This is a genomic window from Acinetobacter sp. NRRL B-65365, assembly GCF_001605865.1.
GTDB lineage: Bacteria > Pseudomonadota > Gammaproteobacteria > Pseudomonadales > Moraxellaceae > Acinetobacter > Acinetobacter vivianii.
The window spans coordinates 1-18,659 of the sequence record NZ_LRPD01000041.1; the positions used below are offsets into that span (position 1 = coordinate 1).

The 18,659-nt window shown below is 42.8% G+C and carries 14 protein-coding genes; 6 read left to right on the forward strand and 8 right to left on the reverse strand.

From position 1 onward, the window contains the following. Positions 1-462 precede the first annotated feature (462 nt). The 3 genes from AWW72_RS14070 to aptA all read right to left on the reverse strand — a co-directional run bounded on the left by AWW72_RS14070 (position 463) and on the right by aptA (position 4,961). On the reverse strand, positions 463-1,854 hold the full coding sequence (locus AWW72_RS14070; RefSeq protein ID WP_062847748.1) for an amino acid permease: 1,392 nt from the start codon (positions 1,852-1,854) through the stop codon (positions 463-465). 99 nt (positions 1,855-1,953) lie between these two features. Further along, positions 1,954-3,516: a CoA-acylating methylmalonate-semialdehyde dehydrogenase gene (locus tag AWW72_RS14075; RefSeq protein WP_005258269.1), complete on the reverse strand. Its 1,563-nt coding sequence runs from the start codon at positions 3,514-3,516 to the stop codon at positions 1,954-1,956. A 62-nt stretch (positions 3,517-3,578) separates the two neighbouring features. Next, positions 3,579-4,961 carry an omega-aminotransferase AptA gene (gene aptA / locus AWW72_RS14080; RefSeq protein WP_171254732.1) on the reverse strand — a complete coding sequence of 461 codons (1,383 nt, stop codon included), beginning with the start codon at positions 4,959-4,961 and terminating at the stop codon, positions 3,579-3,581. A gap of 96 nt (positions 4,962-5,057) precedes the next feature. On the opposite strand from aptA, the gene AWW72_RS14085 reads away from it, so the two are divergent. After that, a complete protein-coding gene (locus tag AWW72_RS14085) occupies positions 5,058-5,990 on the forward strand; it encodes a LysR family transcriptional regulator (RefSeq protein WP_062847750.1) in 933 nt (310 codons plus the stop codon). A gap of 91 nt (positions 5,991-6,081) precedes the next feature. Here the strand turns inward: AWW72_RS14085 and AWW72_RS14090 are convergent, their stop codons facing one another. From AWW72_RS14090 to AWW72_RS14105, 4 genes are all read right to left on the reverse strand, one after another. Then, entirely contained in the window at positions 6,082-7,368 is a 1,287-nt protein-coding gene (locus tag AWW72_RS14090) for a DcaP family trimeric outer membrane transporter (RefSeq protein WP_062847751.1), read from the reverse strand. Between the two features lie 204 nt (positions 7,369-7,572). Next, complete coding sequence (locus AWW72_RS14095) at positions 7,573-8,274, reverse strand: class I SAM-dependent methyltransferase (RefSeq protein WP_062847752.1); 702 nt, start codon at positions 8,272-8,274, stop codon at positions 7,573-7,575. A 71-nt stretch (positions 8,275-8,345) separates the two neighbouring features. After that, positions 8,346-10,040, reverse strand: a complete 1,695-nt coding sequence (locus AWW72_RS14100) for an AMP-binding protein (protein ID WP_062847753.1) — start codon at positions 10,038-10,040, stop codon at positions 8,346-8,348. A gap of 110 nt (positions 10,041-10,150) precedes the next feature. Beyond that, positions 10,151-10,768, reverse strand: coding sequence for a TetR/AcrR family transcriptional regulator (locus tag AWW72_RS14105; RefSeq protein ID WP_004772899.1), 618 nt, complete (start codon positions 10,766-10,768; stop codon positions 10,151-10,153). A 148-nt stretch (positions 10,769-10,916) separates the two neighbouring features. Here AWW72_RS14105 and AWW72_RS14110 point away from each other — a divergent pair, with 148 nt between their 5' ends. The 5 genes from AWW72_RS14110 to AWW72_RS14130 are packed head-to-tail and all read left to right on the forward strand — an operon-like array spanning position 10,917 to position 17,430. Next, positions 10,917-12,089, forward strand: a complete 1,173-nt coding sequence (locus tag AWW72_RS14110) for an isovaleryl-CoA dehydrogenase (protein ID WP_062847754.1) — start codon at positions 10,917-10,919, stop codon at positions 12,087-12,089. A 24-nt stretch (positions 12,090-12,113) separates the two neighbouring features. Further along, positions 12,114-13,715: a carboxyl transferase domain-containing protein gene (locus AWW72_RS14115; RefSeq protein ID WP_062847755.1), complete on the forward strand. Its 1,602-nt coding sequence runs from the start codon at positions 12,114-12,116 to the stop codon at positions 13,713-13,715. A 9-nt stretch (positions 13,716-13,724) separates the two neighbouring features. Then, a complete protein-coding gene (locus AWW72_RS14120; RefSeq protein WP_062847756.1) occupies positions 13,725-14,528 on the forward strand; it encodes an enoyl-CoA hydratase/isomerase family protein in 804 nt (267 codons plus the stop codon). A gap of 11 nt (positions 14,529-14,539) precedes the next feature. After that, a complete protein-coding gene (locus tag AWW72_RS14125) occupies positions 14,540-16,531 on the forward strand; it encodes an acetyl/propionyl/methylcrotonyl-CoA carboxylase subunit alpha (RefSeq protein WP_062847757.1) in 1,992 nt (663 codons plus the stop codon). Beyond that, positions 16,528-17,430, forward strand: a complete 903-nt coding sequence (locus tag AWW72_RS14130; RefSeq protein WP_062847758.1) for a hydroxymethylglutaryl-CoA lyase — start codon at positions 16,528-16,530, stop codon at positions 17,428-17,430. The genes AWW72_RS14125 and AWW72_RS14130 overlap by 4 nt, the downstream gene beginning before the upstream one ends. 227 nt (positions 17,431-17,657) lie before the next feature. Here AWW72_RS14130 and AWW72_RS14135 read toward each other — a convergent pair whose 3' ends face one another. Next, a complete protein-coding gene (locus tag AWW72_RS14135) occupies positions 17,658-18,596 on the reverse strand; it encodes a LysR family transcriptional regulator (RefSeq protein ID WP_032810694.1) in 939 nt (312 codons plus the stop codon). Positions 18,597-18,659: the final 63 nt, after the last annotated feature.

The following is an 18,659-nucleotide window of genomic DNA, read 5'->3' on the forward strand; positions in this document are numbered from 1 at the left end:
ACTCAATATAATGCTTATAAAAACAATTAAATCACTTTAATAGCAATTCAACTTAAAAGCAATCAAAGTCAAAATTATGCTAAACCAGTGTTTATTTTATTAAAAAGAATATAAGTACCTCCACCCTCTTCAAAAGAAACGCTATCAAATATTACAAATTAATTACAGTAAAATAAAAAATATAGTGAAAAATAAAGCCTTAATTTGGAAGAAATAAACAGCAAATTTAAAATAAATTATTATTTATGACTCAATATATATTTCTTAGCTCACTATTTTTTATGCAAATTTATTTTATAATAAATGTTTTTTTTCAAAAAATATAGCTTTAGATCTGAGATCCAATCTCTATAAATATCATTTCCGATTACATCCATCCTTTTATCCAACTCAACGATAGAGACGTAAAAAATAAGGCCTCTATCTATAGTGATGAGGCCTTATTCTTTGCTGCTATTTAAGTCAATCCAAATGCATCACAACTGCCCTGTTATTTTTCTGCTTACGCGTCACAATCAGGCCACAGATCACGACACCGACCGTGACACTTAAAGATAATGTTGTTTCATAACTATATTGCGGTGAAAAGAACATATAAGCCAGTACACTCAGGATAATAATGATCACAAACCACGTCAGCCAAGGAAATAGCCACATTTTAAATGGGACTTCTGTTCCTGCTTTTTCTAGTTTTGCTCTGAGACGCAATTGTGAGAATGCAATCACCAGATAAACCAGTAATGCAATTGAGCCGGTACTTGAGAGTAACAGTCCAAAGACCTTCCCAGGAAATGCATAGTTGATGATACAGCAGATTAATCCAATAAATGTTGATGAAAAGACAGCCACAGCTGGCACACCAGCATAATTAATCTTAGTGACTTTGCTTGGTGCTTCATGTCGGGTGCCTAAACGGAATAACATACGGGATGATGTATAAATAGCTGCATTCATACAGCTTGCAACAGCGATAAACACCACAGCATCAATAATGAGTTTGGTCCCTGGTACTTTCAGGCTCATGAGTACATATTGGAAGGTTCCGTATTTTTGCAAATCGGGTGAACGCCAGTCGACCAAGGCAACCGCAATAAACATGGATACCACGAAGAAAAGAATAATGCGGTACAGCACTAGATTGGTGGCACGTCTGATTTTTTGTTGTGGATTCGAAGATTCTGCAGCAGCAATCGAAACGATCTCAACGCCAAAAAATGAAAATGCCGTAATCAGGATCGCCGCTAAAATCCCACCCACCCCATGTGGCATAAAACCCGCATTGTTATATAAATTGGCAACCCCACTCACATTTTGTGCTAAAGGCCAGAAACCAGAAATCGCTAATACGCCAATGATAATAAATGCAATAATGGCAACCACTTTGATTAAAGAGAACCAGAACTCGAATTCACCAAAACTTTTGGTACTGAAAAAGTTGGCCAGACTTAAAAAAACAATAAAACAGAAGGCATAAGTAGAAACTGAAAAATAAGGAAACCATGAATATAAAATTTGAGCGCCAGCAATCGCCTCAACAGGAATCGCCAATACCCAGAACCACCAGTATAACCAGCCAATGGTAAATCCTGCCCACGGGCCAATCGCTTTACGCGCATAAGTTGAAAATGAGCCAGTATCGGGTTCGAGTACTGCCATTTCACCCAGCATCCGCATCACCAGAAACACCATGATACTGGTGGTCAGATAAGCAAGAATGACCGCTGGGCCTGCCTTGGCAATCGCTGCCGATGAACCAACAAATAAACCTGCACCAATAACACCGCCGATACTAATCATTGTAATGTGGCGATTTGAAAGTCCTTCGCCTAATTTTTTTGTTTTAACACTATCCATATTTTATTCCTTAAAATAATTTGGGTTTGTTAACTACATGTTTAAATTCCTATTCAAATAAAAAGGGAAAACCAGCGGTTTTCCCTTTAACGCAAAAAATCAGTTTAAAGTTGGCATTGCAAATTGTTTGGCTTCACGGACCTGTGCAGATGGCCAGCGCTGGGTAATGGTTTTACGGCGTGTATAGAAACGGACACCGTCTGGACCATAGGCATGTAAGTCGCCAAATAATGAACGCTTCCAGCCACCAAAGCTGTGATATGCAACCGGAACAGGTAAAGGTACATTAATACCGACCATCCCCACCTGAATATGGCTGCTAAAATAACGCGCTGCTTCGCCATCACGGGTATAAATACACGTCCCATTGCCATATTCATGCTCATTGATCAATTGCATGGCTTCCTGCATGGTATCCACTCGCATCACTTGCAAGACAGGCCCAAAGATTTCCTGTTGATAGCTGGTCATCTTCGGTGTGACCTGATCAATCAAGGTCGGCCCGACAAAGAAACCATTTTCATAACCTGCGGGTTTGGCATCGCGACCATCTACCACAATTTTTGCACCTTGCTGTTCTGCACTTTGAATATAGGCTTGTACCTTATCTTTATGCACTTGCGTGATTAAGGGCCCAAAATCATTATTGCTATCAGCATAATGCCCAAATTTTAATTTCTGCATTTCTTGAGTCAGTTTATCGATCACAATATCTGCGATTTCATCTCCGATTGCGACAGCAACCGACAGTGCCATACAACGCTCACCTGAAGAACCGAAAGCAGCGCCTAATAATGAAGTCACCACATTATCAATATCTGCATCGGGCATAATAATCGCGTGGTTTTTTGCACCGCCCAATGCCTGACAACGCTTACCTGTCGACGTTGCGGTACGATAAATATATTCAGCGATTGGCGTTGAACCAACAAAACTAATAGCCTGAATTTTTGGATGATGCAATAAAGCATCTACTGCTTCTTTATCACCGTTCACTACGTTAAATACACCATCGGGTAATCCGGCCTGTTTCAATAATTCAGCCAAGAATAATACGACTGACGGCGCTTTTTCTGAAGGCTTTAATACAAAACAGTTACCACACACCAAGGCCATCGGGAACATCCACAACGCCACCATCGCAGGGAAATTAAATGGCGTAATTCCAGCGACGACACCTAAAGGTTGAAATTCACTCCACGAGTCAATGTCTGGGCCGACATTTTTCGAATATTCACCTTTGAGTAACTCTGGCGCACCACAAGCGTATTCAACATTTTCAATCCCACGTTGCAATTCCCCTTTTGCATCATGAGAGATCTTGCCATGCTCTTGCCCAATCAATTCACAAATTTTATCGGCATTTTCTTCGAGTAACTGTTTGAACTTGAACATCACACGCGCACGCTTGATTACAGGTGTATCACGCCATGCTGGAAACGCCTGCTCTGCCACACGAACCACTTCATTCACCGTCTGACTATCTGCAATTTCAACTGCTTTGCTGATTTCACCCGTCGCAGGATTATAAACAGGCTGTCTTTTGGCAGACTTGGAAACCACCTTTCCATTGATAAAATGTCCAACCACTTGTGTTGCCTGTGCAGATTGACCATCATTGCTCTGCGTCGTTTCACTTGAAAAATGTTCTAAGTTATTCATCTCTTGTTCCTTGTATGGGATCATTTCTTCCGATTGATTTGGGTTTTAGTTAAAAATTGAATTTATTTGACCTGATAAAGTGCATCACCAACCGCATTCATCAATCTCGATAATTGTGCTTCGGTACTATTGAACATTGGGCCAAACTGTAAGGTATCTCCGCCAAAACGGACAAAGAAACCCGCTTTCCAAAGCTTCATTCCAAGTTCAAAACCGCGGATCGTTGCATCGCCATCGCGTGGTGCCAGTTGTACAGCGCCAATCAGTCCACAATTACGAATATCCAGAATGTGTGGTGCGCCTTTTAATTCGTGTAGAAGCGTTTCAAAACTAGGTGCCAATGCAACAGATTGAGCCAATAAATTCTGTTTTTCCAACACATCCAGTGTAGCTAAAGCTGCTGCACATGCGACTGGATGTGCTGAATAGGTATAGCCATGCGTAAATTCAACGGCATGTTCAGGTAGGTCTTGCTGCATAAAGGCATCATAGATTTCATGACTTGCTACAACCCCACCCAATGGAATTGCACCATTGGTAATCTGTTTGGCAAAGTTCAAAATATCGGGTGCTACCCCAAAATACTCGGCTGCGGTCCATTTCCCCATACGACCAAAGCCCGTAATCACCTCATCAAAAATCAGCAAGATATCGTGCTGGTCACAGATTTCCCGAAGTCGTTTTAAATAGCCCGTTGGTGGCACAATACAACCTGCCGAACCAGAAACAGGTTCAATAATGACAGCCGCGATATTGGATGCATCGTGCAATTCGATCAACTTGAGCATCTCATCTGCAAGCTCAATACCGCCCGTTTCTGCACAGCCTTTGGTAAAACTTAAATCTGGTTGCAAGGTATGCGGTAAATGATCAACATCCATCAATTGACCAAACATTTTACGATTACCACCAATCCCGCCAAGACTGGTTCCAGCCACATTGACCCCATGATAACCTCGTGCACGACCAATCAGCTTGGTTTTGCTGGGTTTACCCTTAATTCGCCAATAGGCACGAGCCATTTTGATCGCGGTATCTGCTGACTCTGAACCCGAGTCAGTAAAGAACACATGCTGCAATTTTTCAGGCATGTGCTGAATGATTTTCTCTGCCAGTTGAAATGACAATGGATGTCCAAACTGAAAGCCTGGAGAATAGTCCAGTTTTGATAGCTGATGACTGACCGCTTGCTGGATTTCAGGCAACGTGTGACCTGCACCACAAGTCCATAAGCCAGATAAGGAGTCATATACTTCGCGGCCTGTGCTATCCACTAAATACGCACCTTTAGCCCCAACAATAATACGTGGGTCTTTATGAAAGTTACGGTTGGCAGAAAATGGCATCCAGTGTGCTTGATAATTCAGGTTCATCTGAGCACTTGGCTGTGTCGCTTCCAATGCATCATCACGGTCATTTGTTGTGTCGATATCAAACATAATCACTCTTCTTGTTTTGTGGTTATATCTGGAGTGTACAGAGCCGAATAGTTTTGATAAATTCAAATTGTCTTGAGTTTAGATATAAAAAAGCAAAACTAAATGAAACCGAAAAAATTAAATCAAGTGACTGATTTTGATATAAAACTTCTTAAAATATTTAAAACGGTTTGCGATTGCCATAGCTTTAGTTCCGCAGAAAGTATTCTCGGGATTAGTCGCTCAGCCATTAGTCTGCACATGAGTGATCTAGAAAATCGCTTGGGCATTCGGCTCTGTCAGCGTGGCCGTGCTGGCTTTGCCCTCACCGATGAAGGACGTGAAATTTTAGAGTATATAGAAGTACTGACTGCCTCGATTGAAGACTTCCGCGCCAAAATCAATCAGATGCACAACCAGCTCAAGGGTGAGTTTAATATCGGGATTATTAATAATCTGGTGACGATGCCGAGTCTGTATATCACCAATACACTGGCACAGCTTGCAGAAGAAAATACCGAAGTGGTGATTAATATTAGTATGAGTACCCTCTCAGATATCGAATGTCGGGTACTGGACAATCGTTTACATGCGGGCGTGATTCCATTGGTGACGCCATTGTCTGGACTGGATTATTTTCATTTATATGAGGAAAAGTCATTTCTGTATTGTGGCAAAAATCATCCTTTATTTAACCATCTGAATGAGATCAAATCGAAGGATCTCAACAACTGGCAAGCCGTGCTTCCGAATTATGCGATTACTGCTGAAGCATCCAAACTACATCAACTTCTGGATTGTTCGGCAACTGCCAGTGACCGTGAAGGTATTGCTTTTCTGATCCTGACAGGGAAATTTCTCGGTTTTTTACCCGATCACTGTGCCAAGAAATGGGTCGAAGATGGCTTTATGCAACCTATTATGCAAGAAGTCATGTATTACAGTACCCCGATCTGCCTAACGACGCATAAGGGCAAAAATTACAATATGGTTTTAAAAGCATTTATGGACATCTTGAAACAAAAAATTATACCAGCAGCCCCGTCAATTTCCTGACCTAACTGGTGCTCTCCATTGATATTCATCATTACTTTGATGCATGAATATCAATGAAGTATCAACCTGTAATAATCATTTCTCAGATGTATTAAAAATCATAACTCGCCATCATGTTCACACGATTATCAATCCCATTACGGCCATCAAAAGTTTCTCGCTCGCCATAAACATATTCGACGCCGAAGGTAATCGGCTTGTACGGGTTATACATCGCATTAATCCAGCCTTGCCATAATTCTTTATTCTGGGTGATATTGGTTTTCTGGATTTCAGCAAAGGTATTGTCATCCTTGGCCTTCATATAGCCATAACCTAAAGTTGAGCGAAGCTGGGAATTAAATTGATGGGTGATCCCCGCAGAAATCGTATCGAACTCGTTGCTTTGAATATTATTTTTATCATCAATCACATAGCTATTATTGGCCCAGAGCAGAAAGCGCCCATCCCCTTTGACATGGTAATAATCGGCTTTTAAGAAGGTTTGAGGACTCAATTGATATTTTCCACCCAGTCCGACACCCCATGCCCATTCATTGTCATGACTGGTTTTTTTCTCAGCCATAAACGTTCGGCCTGACAGTAGTGAGCCATTATCAAATTTATGGTTCAGACGTCCAACCAAGGCTGGCAAACGCATTTCATTATCTGGATCAGAAGTTGCAGTATATTTTGGATCTTCAATTGCGACAGCAAAACTGGTTTTTGCCGAGAGGTTACCGCTATAACGCAGCATCGGTGAACGTAGCAAGGCACTACCAACAAAAGTGCCCGCATCTACAGTTTCTGGATAATATTCAGGTGCAATAAACGTCGACCAGGTTTGACCAATCAGCCATTGATCAAGGGTGATATAAGCATGACGGATACGAAATTGATCTCGCGTTGTACCGCCGAAGAAATCCATTTCCAGTTTACCGCCTACTTCACCCGCAGCAGTTGGGGTTTTAAAATTCAACCCAAAACGTGTCACATTAACAGTACTATGTAATTGGTCTTTTTGAGCAGATTCTTCTGGCGTATTTTCGAGTGGAACCCCGCTAATATTGTTATACATGGTAGATGCACCTTTGGCCTGATAAGAGGCATCGGCACGGATATAACCATATAAATTGACCTCTGCACCGCCTTTGCTCAGATTCAGCTTAGGCACTGTTGTCTCGGTCACTTGTGGTGAAGCCGTCACAGCCACTTGAGTAATAGGTTGCACGGGCACTTTCTGCTGCACATATTGCTGTAACATCGTTCTTAACTCTTGCACTTCCTGTCGAAGTTGCGCAATTTCGGCCTGATCGGTTCCTGCATAAACAGGTGATATCACCATTGCAACAGACACCGCCAATAGGCTTTTTTGTACCGTTAAAATAAATTTATCCATTGAAATCAATTTCCTTGTTCGCAGATCTCAAATACCTTTTAAGATCATTCTTTATTTGTGTTTTTTCCTTTGCCTGAATCGCAATTTCACAGCACATTTTTTATTTTAAAAATCAAAACCATTTGATTTATTTCGTTTTACCTCCTCTTTTTTAGGTCTTTCTATTATTTTAAAATGTCAAAACCAAGCAAAAGCCAAATTGCCTCAACACGACAATAGCAACTGATCCGCTTCATTTTTCTGTGCAATCAAGCCCTGATAGGTCAAGGTCTGGCTAAAAACATGGACATTGCCAAAACCTGCATGATCTAGCAGTTGCTGATAATCCTGTAAAGAGACCGTGAAAAAGTCCTGACCTAAACGATCCATCATCGCTTGGCTTTGTGCTTCACTCAGGCCGGCAGCCTGACATAACAACGGTAAGGCTTTCATTTGCAGAGAATCTTCACAACGCATCAAATCATAGGTCATTAAAATTCCATGACTTTTTAAGCGTTTCGCAATCTGGGAAAAGAAAGTAGGCTTGGATGCATGCGGAATAAAATGAGCCACGAGAATACAAAGTGCAGCGTCAAACACTGGCAGCTCGGATAAACAATTTGTCTCTCCATGTGCAAAGGTAACGCGTGCTTGCTGCCCCATCGCCTGAATCTGCGCTTGTGCCTTTTGCAGCATTGTTAAAGAAGAATCAACAGCCGTGAAAGTCCAGTCAGGATGCCTTTGCAATAAATACTCAAGTTCATAGCCTGTACCACAGCCAACAATCAGAATATGCGCATCACTGCTCAAATTTGCCTGTAAAATGGCATCAACTTGCTGATGCATCAACTCATAAGCTGGAATCAGTTGACGGATATGATCGTCGTAGCGCTCCACCACTTTCTGGCTGTTAAAATCTTTGGCCATTTCATCCCCTGTTTTTAATCGCCTGACACTCAGCAATCGCTAAAATACTGAGTGATCTAATCATCCCAATTTTAATCAAAGACTTCGGCTGTCAGGTTTAACTCCGCACGCATGATTTCCTGTAATTTAAACTTTTGCGCTTTGCCTGAAGCGGTCATTGGGAACTCAGCGAAGAATTTGACATAGCGTGGCACTTTATTATGTGAAATATGCTCTTTGCAGAAGTGACGTATCGCATCTTCATCGCATTGATGATGTTCATGCAAAATAATGCAAGCACAGAGTTCCTCACCATAACGGCTGTCTGGTAGACCAATCACCTGAACATCACAGATATCTGGATGGGTATATAAGAAATCTTCAATTTCTTTTGGAAAGAGATTTTCTCCACCACGAATCACCACATCTTTAATGCGGCCTTTGATTTTGATAAAGCCATCTTGATCCATTTCCGCAATATCGCCGGTATGCATCCAACCTGCTGCATCGATGACCTCTTTGGTTTTTTCAGGTTCATCCCAATAACCAGCCATCACCGAATAGCCACGCACACAGAGTTCACCCAGTACACCTTGAGGAACGATGTCACCCTCCAGATCGACAATTTTGACTTCCAAATGCGGATGGACATGCCCAACGGTACTCACGCGTTTATCAATCGAATCGTGAATATAACTTTGCACACTGACGGGCGAAGTTTCAGTCATACCATAGCAGATGGTGATTTCAGACATATGCATACGGTCTATGACACGCTGCATGATTTCACGAGGACATGGACTACCTGCCATGATGCCTGTGCGTAAGCTGGATAAATCGAACTCGGCAAATTGCTCATGCTCTAACATGGCAATAAACATGGTCGGAACACCATAAGACGCAGTACATTTTTCCTGATGGATGGTTTTTAAAGACTCAAGCGGATTAAAGACGGCGGCTGGATAAACCATGGTTGCACCATGTGTGATACAGGCTAGATTGCCCATCACCATGCCGAAGCAATGAAATAATGGCACAGAAATACAGACCCGATCTTTTGACGTTAAACCAATGCCTTCACCAACAAAATAACCATTATTGAGAATATTGTGGTGGGTCAGCATGGTTCCTTTCGGATTACCTGTGGTGCCAGAAGTAAATTGAATATTAATGGTTTCATCAAACTGCAAATGCTTGGCTAAAGCATGCAGCTGATCTAATTGCTGTTGTGTCGGTTGTTCGACCAGATCGCTAAAACGGTGAATACCAGTATGCTGCTGCTCATCAATTTTAATGACATATTTTAAATGCGGTAAACGCGCTGAATTGAGTAGCTTATCCGTACTCGAAGCCAGTTCAGGTGCAATCTTGCTTAGTAGTTCCTGATAATCTGTGGTCTTGAATTGTGCTGCAATCACCAGCCCTTTACAGGCAACCTTGTTCAGCACATATTCCAGTTCATGACTTTTATAAGCCGTGTTCAGATTGACCAGAATAATACCTGTTTTTGAGGCTGCAAACTGGGTCACAGTCCATTCCACACAGTTCGGAGACCAAATGGCTAAGCGATCCCCTTTTTTTAATCCTAGTTTCAACAAGCTACACGCAAAGGCATTGACCTCATCCTGCAATGCCTTATAGGTCAATCGTCTATTCTGATGCGCACTGACAATAGCCTCCTGTTCAGCATATTGCACACAGGCCTGATCAAATTTTTCTCCAATCGTCATCCCCAACAGGGGCTGCGAACTTGTTCCAGAGGCATAGCTTAACCGTTGTTGTTGCATTGAATCACTCTCCTTGATTCTTTGTAATTCTGTTCTTCAGTCATTTAATTATTGTGAGTACGACTACTTTTCCAACATCCTGTTGTGCAATTTTAATGATTGTGTTTGCCTTATTTCTTCTGCACTGCATCCACACAAAAGTCAGCAATCTGTTTGGAAAAATAGTTTTTATGCTGCTGATCAAACTTGGTATTTTGCGCTGGATCTAAGGGTTCAACCACCACATAAGTCATGGCACCCACCACACACAATGCTGCGGTATTGAGATCATCCAGAACAAACTCACCACTCGCATTTCCATCTGCAAGGATTTTCTTAATACTTTGTTTAATCAACTGTTTCACACGAAAACGCTCATGTTCAACTGTTGAATCAACCGGTTCAAACATGAGTGAATATGCAAGCTGAGGACTATTCAGCGCCCGTTTTACAAAGGTGGTTACTGCTTTATGTAATTTCTGTTTTGCCGATAAATTACTTTCAGTAATTGAATCAATCACCAATAGTTCGGTATTAATGGCCTCGGACAAAACCTCAATCAGTACCTGACTTTTATTATCAAAATAGCGATAGACCAGACCACTTGAAACGCCTGCTTGCTCTGCAATGGTTTGTATTTGTGCGTCTTTAAACCCTCCCTCCGAGATTAATTTTCTGGCTGAACTCAAAATCGCTTTGCGATTTTGTTCCATCCTCTCCTGCATCAAAGATGATCGTTTATAGCTCATGAATTTTATTCTCTACCAAATAAAATGAATTGTAAATCATTTTATGAATCACTATTCACTTTTTCAAAAAATCATTGTATGGTACTTCTTAAGCACATACAACAACGCTTTTTGGAACAACAAATATAACCAATGGGATGACAACACAATGAACCTACGTAGCTTGAATTTTGGTCTGGATGAAACGTTAATTGCACTACAAGATTCAGTTGCTGCATTTTGTGCAAAGGAGATTGCACCAATTGCTCAACAAGTTGATCAGGACAATCTATTCCCCGCGCATCTCTGGAAAAAATTTGGTGATATGGGCCTGCTCGGTCTTACCGTTTCTGAAGAATACGGCGGCACCAATTTAGGCTATCTGGCACATATCATCGTGCTACAGGAAATTTCACGTGCATCGGCATCTATCGGACTTTCTTATGGCGCGCACTCTAACTTGTGTATCAACCAGATTAACCGCAACGGTAGCCAACAGCAGAAGCAGAAGTATTTACCAAAACTGATTTCAGGTGACTTTGTCGGTGCTTTGGCGATGTCTGAACCGAATGCAGGTTCTGATGTGGTCAGCATGAAACTACGTGCTGAACAAAAAGGTGATCATTTTGTTCTCAATGGTTCAAAAATGTGGATCACCAATGGCGGTGATGCGGATGTATTGGTGGTGTATGCCAAAACTGATCCGCAAGCGGGTGCCAAAGGTATGACCGCCTTCCTGATTGAAAAAGATATGAAAGGCTTTAGTCATGGCAGCCATTTAGACAAACTCGGTATGCGTGGTTCAAATACTTATCCGCTATTTTTTGACAATGTCGAAGTGCCTGCCGAAAACGTGTTGGGGGGTGTCGGTAATGGTGCCAAAGTGCTGATGAGTGGTCTGGATTATGAGCGTGCGGTGCTCAGCGCTGGCCCACTCGGGATTATGGATGCTTGTCTGGATGTGGTTATTCCTTACCTACATGAACGTGAGCAATTCGGTCAGGCTTTGGGTGAATTCCAATTGATGCAAGGCAAACTTGCCGACATGTATTCAACCTGGTTGGCATGTAAAGCCCTCGTCTATGCCGTGGGTGCTGCCTGTGACAAAGCTGATCATGACCGCAGTTTACGTAAAGATGCGGCCAGTGCCATTTTATATGCTGCCGAAAAAGCCACATGGATGGCGGGTGAAACCATTCAAACCTTAGGCGGCAATGGTTATATCAATGAATACGCTGCGGGCCGTTTATGGCGTGATGCCAAACTTTATGAAATTGGTGCAGGAACGTCTGAAATTCGCCGCATGCTGATTGGCCGCGAACTGTTCAATGAAACCAAATAATAATGATAAATAAGGACGCAGTGTATGAACCAATTACAAAGCAAGATGAATGTTCGCAGTGAGGACTTCAAAACCAACCAGCAAGCCATGCAAACATTGGTCAGCGATCTCAAACAAGTGGCTCAAAAAGTAGCGTTAGGCGGTGGTGAAAATGCCCGTCAAAAGCATCTGGCGAGAGGCAAACTACTGCCACGCGATCGCATTGATCAATTGATTGATGTCGGTACTGCTTTTTTAGAAATTGGTCAATTGGCGGCCTATCAGGTGTATGAAGATGATATTCCAGCGGCAGGTGTGATTGCAGGGATTGGTCAAGTAAATGGTATAACCTGCATGATCGTTGCCAACGATGCAACCGTCAAAGGTGGCACTTATTATCCACTCACGGTGAAAAAGCATTTACGCGCACAGGAAATTGCTGAACAGAATCACTTGCCTTGTATCTATCTGGTGGATTCTGGGGGGGCGTTCTTACCGATGCAGGATGAAGTCTTCCCTGATCGTGATCACTTCGGACGTATTTTCTATAATCAGGCACGCATGTCGAGCCTAGGTATTGCCCAAATTGCTGTCGTGATGGGGAGCTGTACCGCAGGTGGTGCTTATGTGCCTGCCATGTCTGATGAAACCATTATTGTCCGTAATCAAGGGACGATTTTCTTAGGTGGCCCTCCTTTGGTAAAAGCTGCAACTGGCGAAGTTGTCAGTAGTGAAGACTTAGGTGGTGGCGATGTGCATACACGTCTTTCAGGTGTAGCTGACCATTTAGCCGAAAATGATGAACATGCAATTGCGATTGCACGAAACATTGTTGCGAACTTAAATAAAAAGCCAAACGACTTAAATAAACAAGTTGATGAACCATTGTTTGATGCATCGGAACTCTATGGCGTGGTGCCAAGTGATGCACGTAAACCTTTTGATGTTCGTGAAGTAATTGCACGTATTGTCGATGGTTCACGCTTTGATGAGTTTAAAGCACGCTTTGGTTCGACACTGATTACCGGTTTTGCTTCACTCTATGGGATGCCAGTCGGCATTATTGCCAATAACGGGATTTTATTTTCTGAGTCTGCACAAAAAGGTGCGCACTTTATTGAGCTATGCACGCAGCGCAATATTCCATTGTTATTCCTACAAAACATTACGGGCTTTATGGTTGGTCGCCAGTATGAAAATGAAGGGATCGCAAAAAACGGCGCTAAATTGGTGATGGCAGTTGCAACCGCAAATGTACCAAAACTCACCTTGATTATCGGGGGTTCGTTTGGTGCAGGTAACTACGGCATGTGTGGCCGTGCTTATTCACCACGCTTTTTATGGACATGGCCGAACTCTCGTATTTCAGTGATGGGCGGAGAACAAGCCGCAAGCGTACTCTCAACCTTAAAACGTGATCAGATTGAGCAAAAAGGTGCCGAGTGGTCAGCGCAACAAGAAGATGAATTTAAACAACCAATTCGTGAACAGTACGAGCGCCAAGGCCATCCATACTACGCTTCTGCCCGCCTTTGGGATGACGGCGTCATTGATCCAGCGCAAACTCGTCAGGTACTCGGTTTAAGTCTTGCCGCTGCGATGAATGCCCCAATCCAGCCAACCAAATTTGGCGTATTCCGCATGTAAGAGGTGTATATGAGCTATCAATTTTTACAACTCGAACAACAAGATCAGGTTGCCTATGTTTGGCTGAACCGCCCTGAACTGCACAATGCTTTTAATACGACAGTTATTGAAGAGCTGCATGCTTGCTTTAAGCAAATCAATACACGTGATGACATTCGTGTTGTGGTTTTAGCAGGTCGCGGCAAAAGCTTTTCGGCAGGTGCCGACCTGAACTGGATGAAACAGGCAGGTCAGGCATCTTCAGCAGAAAATGAAGCAGATGCATTAAAACTTGCACAAATGCTTGATGCACTTGCAACGCTTAAACAACCGACTATTGCTCGTGTGCATGGCATTGCCTTTGGTGGTGGTATGGGTTTGGCATCGGCATGTGATATTTGCATTGCCAGCACCGATGCTAAGTTTGCAACTTCTGAGGTTCGTTTAGGGCTTGCTCCTTCTACCATTAGTCCCTATGTGATTCGTGCGATTGGTGCAAGACAAGCCTCTCGTTACTTCTTAACTGCCGAGCGAATTTCAGCACGTGATGCCAAACAAATTGGCTTGGCTCACGAAGTAGCAGATGCTAAAGATTTAGACAGAAAAGTTCAAGAAATTATTGATGCACTCTTACTCGGCGGCCCGCATGCTCAAGCGGCATCAAAACAACTCATTCAAATGGTGAGCAACCAGACCATGAGCAATGACTTGCTGCAACAGACAGCACATCATATTGCTCAAGTTCGTCAAGGCAGCGAGGCAAAAGAAGGTCTGAGTGCCTTTTTAAATAAACAGCAGCCTGCTTGGGTTTCTAACTCGAATAACAACAATTAAGGACGATCATCATGTTTGAAAAGATTTTAATTGCGAACCGTGGCGAAATTGCTTGCCGTGTGATTCGCACAGCTAAAAAATTAGGGATTGCAACGGTTGCTGTTTACTCCGATGCAGATGCAAATGCACAACATGTCAAACTTGCCGATGAAGCGGTTTATATTGGTCAGTCCCCTGCAACACAAAGTTATTTACAAGCCGACCGCATTATTCAGGCAGCAATTGATACAGGCAGCCAAGCGGTGCATCCGGGCTACGGCTTCCTTTCAGAAAATGACCAATTCGCACTCGCTTGCCAACAGCACAACATTTGCTTTATTGGGCCGCCAGTGGATGCCATTTTAGCGATGGGCTTAAAAGCGACCTCGAAAGCGTTAATGGAAAAAGCAGGTGTTCCTTTAACACCGGGTTATCACGGAACCAACCAAGATGCCAACTTTTTAAAACAACAAGCAGATCAAATTGGCTATCCTGTATTAATTAAAGCCAGTGCTGGCGGCGGTGGTAAAGGCATGAGTCTGGTTGAACGCAGTGAAGATTTCCTGCATGCCTTAGCCTCGTGTAAGCGTGAAGCCAAGTCGAGCTTTGGTAATGATGATGTCTTGATTGAGCGTTATGTGATTCAACCTCGACATATTGAAGTGCAAGTGTTTGGTGACACGCATGGCAACTATGTGCATTTGTTTGAACGTGATTGTTCTGTACAACGCCGCCACCAAAAAGTGCTAGAAGAAGCCCCTGCTCCACAAATGCCAAGCGAAAAGCTTGATGCAATGCGTCAGGCTGCAATTGATGCTGCACGTGCGGTAAATTATGTTGGTGCAGGTACGGTTGAGTTTATTGTGGAACAAGACGGAACGGCGTATTTCATGGAAATGAATACCCGTTTACAAGTCGAGCACCCTGTCACCGAAATGATTACAGGTGAAGACTTGGTTGAATGGCAACTTCGTGTGGCTTATGGCGAACCTTTACCTAAACTACAAAACGAATTGCAGATTCACGGGCATGCGCTTGAAGCACGGATCTACGCCGAAGAACCTGAAAAAGGCTTTTTACCTGCCATCGGTAAAATTGACTATTTGCACTATCCAACTCAAAACCAATATGTACGTGTCGACAGCGGTATTGTTGAAGGTGATGAAATCACGACCTATTACGACCCAATGATTGCCAAACTGATCGTATGGGGTAAAAACCGTGAAGCTGCGCTTATTCAAATGCAGCATGCTTTAAGTCAATTCCATGTCGATGGCTTAGGCAACAATATTGCCTTTCTGGAAAAGATTGTTCGTAGCGAATCGTTTAAACAAGCCAAATTGGATACCAACCTGATTCAACGTGAACATGATTTTCTGTTTAACACACAACAGACAAAAACTGAGATTATTGTCGCAGCGGCATTTATTGAATTTCTCAGTAAACTTAATAACAATCGCTCAAGCCAAAAACAGCTTTGGCAGGCTCAACCACTTTGGCGTTTAAATATTGCTTATCAGCACAGTATTAAACTGAACTATTTAGATCAGAACATTAAAATTAAATTTGCCTCAAATCAAGATGGTTTCACCGCAGAATATAACGGACAAAGCTACCCGATTTCGGGCCAATTGATTGATACACACACCTCATCCATTCAAATTGGTGAGACTCAGCAAAAGCTGTCTTTTAACCAAAGTCAGCAAGGCATTACCTTGTTCCAAAATGGACAAAGCTACAAGTTTGCTTATATCCGCCAAGACTTTAATCAAGCAGATCACCAAGGCGACGAAGGCCACCTTAAAGCGCCAATGCCGGGTGTGGTCACGCAAGTACTGGTGAGCGCAAATCATAGCGTGAAGAAAGACGATATTTTAATGACGCTTGAAGCAATGAAAATGGAATACACCATTCGTGCCCCTAAAGACGGCTTGATTGTAGATTCCTATTTCCAAGTCGGTGATCAAGTCAAAGCTGGCGATGAGCTTGTGGAATTTCAGCCTGCACAGGAGGAAGTTGCATGAGTGAGTTTGTCAAAATCGTGGAGGTCGGTCCCAGAGACGGCCTCCAAAACGAAAAACAGGCTTTAACCGTCGAACAACGCTTAAACTTTATTAATGACCTGATTCATACAGGCCTAAAATCTATTGAAGTCGGTTCATGCGTTTCGGCAAAATGGGTGCCGCAAATGGCTCAAAGTGATGAGCTATTTAGGCAACTCCCCCAAACAACCGATGTGCAATTTAGCCTGCTCACGCCCAATATCAAAGGTTTTGAAACTGCTCAAGCGGTAGGATGCAAAGAAGTTGCGGTGTTTACTGCAGCTTCTGAAAGCTTTACACGTAAAAACATTAACTGCTCAATCGACGAAAGCTTTGAGAAGTTTAGCGATGTCATGGCCGCAGCCAAAGCACATAACATCCGTGTACGCGGTTATGTCTCTTGTATTGTCGATTGTCCTTATGAAGGCGCAATTGCCCCTGAACAAGTGGTGAAAGTTGTTAAACGGCTCTATGACATGGGCTGCTATGAAGTGTCTTTGGGTGAAACTATTGGCACAGCTACTCCAGATCGCGTTCAAAAGGTTTGGCAAGCCTGCCTTGCTGAACTCGACAGCAAGGTTTTGGCTGGGCATTTTCACAATACCTATGGCATGGCGATTGCCAATATTTATCAATCTTTACAGCAAGGCATTCGCATTTTTGACTCGTCTCTTGCGGGACTGGGTGGCTGCCCGTATGCCAAAGGCGCTTCTGGCAATGTTGCGACCGAAGATCTGTTCTATTTGCTATCACATATGGGCTTTGAAACTGGCATCGATTTAGAAAAGCTAATGCAAGCCAGCCAAAATATTAGCAATGTACTCAACCGAAAAAGCTTGTCGAATTATGCCAATGCCTATTGGCAAACAAAATGCGCTTAGCCATATATAGATTTGTATTCTCTTACTGTCAGGCAATATGCTTAATCAATTAAGTTTGATCAGAGCTCAACGTTCTCTCATTCTGCTCAAGAATTGGGACTAAATCCCTCATGTAATTTTTTAAATCTATTATTTATATCGGTATGAAATGCCTCTTTCTAAAGAAGCATTTTTTTAATTTTAATCCTTATTATTTTTGGTTCCTTTTCTACCACTCCTCAAACAATTTATAGAAAATAATCCGTATCTTGCTGTATTTTTGGAGAAATATGTTGCTCGACCCACTCCAGCCATGTCCTCGTTTTTACATCCACAAAATCCCTTGAAGGCAATAAGGTATACACCCCGATATCAGGAGAACGCCACGCTGGTAAAATACGGCGTAATCGACCTGTGCGAATTGCATCAATCGATGAAAAAGTTGGCAGTAAGGCAATGCCCATATCCTGTTGAACTACATCCAGTAACAACTCAGGCGTATCGGCAATGAGTGGGCCATTGATATCAATCTGATATGAACAGCTATTTTCACTGGTCAGATGCCATTGCGGGGTAATGGATGGATTGACCAAGCGTAAACAGGCGTGCTTCTGCAAATCATCCAGCGATTGAGGTTCACCATGCTTTTCCAGATAAGCAGGTGAAGCACATAACACCGAAAAAATCGTACCAATACGACGGGCTACAAATCTCGAATCCGCTAGAGATTCAGTCAAATAGAGACTTACATCAATGCCCTTACCTAAAAGATCGGGTACATTTTGTGAGGTTCGATATTCAACCGTCAAATCAGGATAGGTTTGACAGAACTCCGCCATCATCGGTGCAAGATAGTGATGACCAAAGCTGGCCATACTCAGTACCCGTAAACGTCCTTGCGGTTTTGTTGCCATGCCCATTGCCTGTGCTTCAGCTTCTTCCACCATGGCAAGCACCTGACGACACTGCTCGGCATAGGTCTCACCGATCTCGGTCAAGGCATGCTGTCGGGTTGATCGTTGTAGTAGTTTTGTACCTAAACGCCCTTCTAATTCGCTAATTAATCGCGAAACTTGCGCAGTTGTCAGTTCCATCTGTTCAGCGGCAGCCGTGAAACTCCCGCTATCAATCACTTTCAGGAAGGCATTCATTGCATGCAAGAGTCCACCATCAAGATTTTTGCGCATAACGTAAATATCTTTTTCTAAATTACGCATTGTTGCACCAGTTTGGATCAACCACAATGACAT

Bases quoted from the DNA above. Each gene is read 5' to 3' on its own strand.
- AWW72_RS14085 (WP_062847750.1), top strand. From the start codon at position 5,058: ATGAAACCGAAAAAATTAAATCAAGTGACTGATTTTGATATAAAACTT.
- AWW72_RS14110 (WP_062847754.1), top strand. From the start codon at position 10,917: ATGAACCTACGTAGCTTGAATTTTGGTCTGGATGAAACGTTAATTGCA.
- AWW72_RS14070 (WP_062847748.1), bottom strand. From the start codon at position 1,854: ATGGATAGTGTTAAAACAAAAAAATTAGGCGAAGGACTTTCAAATCGC.
- AWW72_RS14090 (WP_062847751.1), bottom strand. From the start codon at position 7,368: ATGGATAAATTTATTTTAACGGTACAAAAAAGCCTATTGGCGGTGTCT.
- AWW72_RS14130 (WP_062847758.1), top strand. From the start codon at position 16,528: ATGAGTGAGTTTGTCAAAATCGTGGAGGTCGGTCCCAGAGACGGCCTC.
- AWW72_RS14105 (WP_004772899.1), bottom strand. From the start codon at position 10,768: ATGAGCTATAAACGATCATCTTTGATGCAGGAGAGGATGGAACAAAAT.
- AWW72_RS14075 (WP_005258269.1), bottom strand. From the start codon at position 3,516: ATGAATAACTTAGAACATTTTTCAAGTGAAACGACGCAGAGCAATGAT.
- AWW72_RS14095 (WP_062847752.1), bottom strand. From the start codon at position 8,274: ATGGCCAAAGATTTTAACAGCCAGAAAGTGGTGGAGCGCTACGACGAT.
- AWW72_RS14120 (WP_062847756.1), top strand. From the start codon at position 13,725: ATGAGCTATCAATTTTTACAACTCGAACAACAAGATCAGGTTGCCTAT.
- AWW72_RS14135 (WP_032810694.1), bottom strand. From the start codon at position 18,596: ATGCGCAAAAATCTTGATGGTGGACTCTTGCATGCAATGAATGCCTTC.
- AWW72_RS14115 (WP_062847755.1), top strand. From the start codon at position 12,114: ATGAACCAATTACAAAGCAAGATGAATGTTCGCAGTGAGGACTTCAAA.
- AWW72_RS14125 (WP_062847757.1), top strand. From the start codon at position 14,540: ATGTTTGAAAAGATTTTAATTGCGAACCGTGGCGAAATTGCTTGCCGT.
- AWW72_RS14100 (WP_062847753.1), bottom strand. From the start codon at position 10,040: ATGCAACAACAACGGTTAAGCTATGCCTCTGGAACAAGTTCGCAGCCC.